Source organism: Thalassospira sp. CH_XMU1458, assembly GCF_037027205.1.
Taxonomy (GTDB): domain Bacteria; phylum Pseudomonadota; class Alphaproteobacteria; order Rhodospirillales; family Thalassospiraceae; genus Thalassospira; species Thalassospira tepidiphila.
Genome location: NZ_JAYMDW010000007.1, coordinates 1 through 1,526, shown reverse-complemented (window position 1 = coordinate 1,526; position 1,526 = coordinate 1). Strand labels below are relative to the sequence as shown.

Sequence of the window (1,526 nt, the reverse complement as noted above, 5' to 3'; positions counted from 1 at the left end):
CTTGGCAATGCCTGCTGCCTTTTTCAGGAAGTAAGATGCCGGCGGGGTTTTGGTTACGAAAGAGAAGGAACGGTCGGAATAAACGGTGATGACGACCGGAATCGGCATACCAGGTTCCATCTGCTGGGTCGCTGCGTTGAACGCCTTGCAGAATTCCATGATATTCACGCCGCGCTGACCAAGAGCCGGGCCGACAGGCGGCGACGGGTTGGCTTTGCCGGCGGGAATCTGCAGCTTAAGATAGCCGTCGATTTTCTTCGCCATTAGGGTACCTCTTAAAGAAGCGCGCGGTACGGCCATGGCTGACCTCCCGCGCCTTGATTGCTGCCTGCGTATACAAGCAGCGACTTAAATTTTAAAGATCGTTTTTTTAAAGCTTCTCGACCTGGGTGTATTCCAGCTCGACCGGAGTTGAACGACCGAAGATCGAAACAGACACCTTCAGGCGTGCACGTTCTTCATCAACCCCTTCGACAATCCCGTTAAACGATGCAAACGGACCGTCGGAAACACGTACTTCCTCGCCGATATCGAATGCGATGGTCGGCTTCGGACGATCAACACCTTCCTGCACCTGATGCAGAATGTGCTGAGCTTCCTTTTCGGAAATCGGCATCGGCTTGCCACGGCTACCGAGGAAATCGGTAACCTTGGCGGTGTTTTTGACCAGATGCCAGCTTTCGTCAGTGAGATCCATCTTCAGCAGGACATAGCCCGGGAAGAACTTCCGCTCGGCATTGACCTTTGCGCCACGACGAACCTCGACAGTTTCTTCGGTCGGCACCAGAACTTCTTCGATCTCGCCTTCCAGGCCTTTCTTGATGGCCTGTTCGCGGATCGACTGGGCGACCTTTTTCTCAAAACCGGAGTGAACGTGCAAAACGTACCAGCGATGCGCCATAATCAACCCCCAACACCAAAGACCAGCTTAACACCCCATGCGAGGAGCTGATCGACAACAAAGAAGAAAACAGACGCAAGAGCAACCATCACGAAAACCATGATGGTCGAAACAGTCGTTTCCTTACGGGACGGCCACGAAACTTTTTTCGCTTCGGAGCGGACCTGCTGTACGAATTGTGCTGGCGACGTTTTAGCCATTGTCGGGGTTACACCGCTTTCTAATGCTTTATTTCACAACCCGGAAAAAGTGGCAGGAGAGGAGGGACTCGAACCCCCGACACTCGGTTTTGGAGACCGATGCTCTACCAACTGAGCTACACTCCTACAAGACATCAGAAAGTTGAAAAGCTTATCTTCTTCCTGACTAAATCCCGCCCGGGTGGCGGGGTGTGCGGGCGGGTTATAGCCGCCCGCACATCCAAGATCAAGCACTCAATCGTGCAAAATCTCAAAAATTATTCGATGATTTTCGCAACAACACCCGCACCGACGGTACGACCGCCTTCACGGATTGCGAAACGCAGACCTTCGTCCATTGCGATCGGGGCAATGAGAGTTGCGGTCATCTGAACGTTGTCGCCCGGCATAACCATTTCGGTGCCAGCCGGCAGCTCGATCGAACC

General features: G+C 53.3%; 3 protein-coding genes, 1 tRNA gene and 1 pseudogene. All 5 read right to left on the bottom strand.

What is annotated here, in order from left to right:
- The coding region (gene rplK / locus WBY09_RS19840) for a 50S ribosomal protein L11 (protein WP_336233679.1) at positions 1-264 on the bottom strand (264 nt) is incomplete at its 3' end.
- A 106-nt stretch (positions 265-370) separates the two neighbouring features.
- The gene (gene nusG, locus WBY09_RS19835; protein WP_008892331.1) at positions 371-901 is read right to left on the bottom strand and encodes a transcription termination/antitermination protein NusG; all 531 of its coding nucleotides are present in this window, start codon (positions 899-901) and stop codon (positions 371-373) included.
- A gap of 2 nt (positions 902-903) precedes the next feature.
- Entirely contained in the window at positions 904-1,101 is a 198-nt protein-coding gene (secE, locus tag WBY09_RS19830) for a preprotein translocase subunit SecE (RefSeq protein WP_040824880.1), read from the bottom strand.
- 50 nt (positions 1,102-1,151) lie between these two features.
- Positions 1,152-1,227: transfer RNA gene (locus tag WBY09_RS19825), tRNA-Trp, on the bottom strand.
- 131 nt (positions 1,228-1,358) lie between these two features.
- A pseudogene (gene tuf, locus WBY09_RS19820) lies at positions 1,359-1,526 on the bottom strand (elongation factor Tu); the annotation flags it as partial.

Bases quoted from the DNA above. Each gene is read 5' to 3' on its own strand.
- nusG (WP_008892331.1), bottom strand. From the start codon at position 901: ATGGCGCATCGCTGGTACGTTTTGCACGTTCACTCCGGTTTTGAGAAA.
- secE (WP_040824880.1), bottom strand. From the start codon at position 1,101: ATGGCTAAAACGTCGCCAGCACAATTCGTACAGCAGGTCCGCTCCGAA.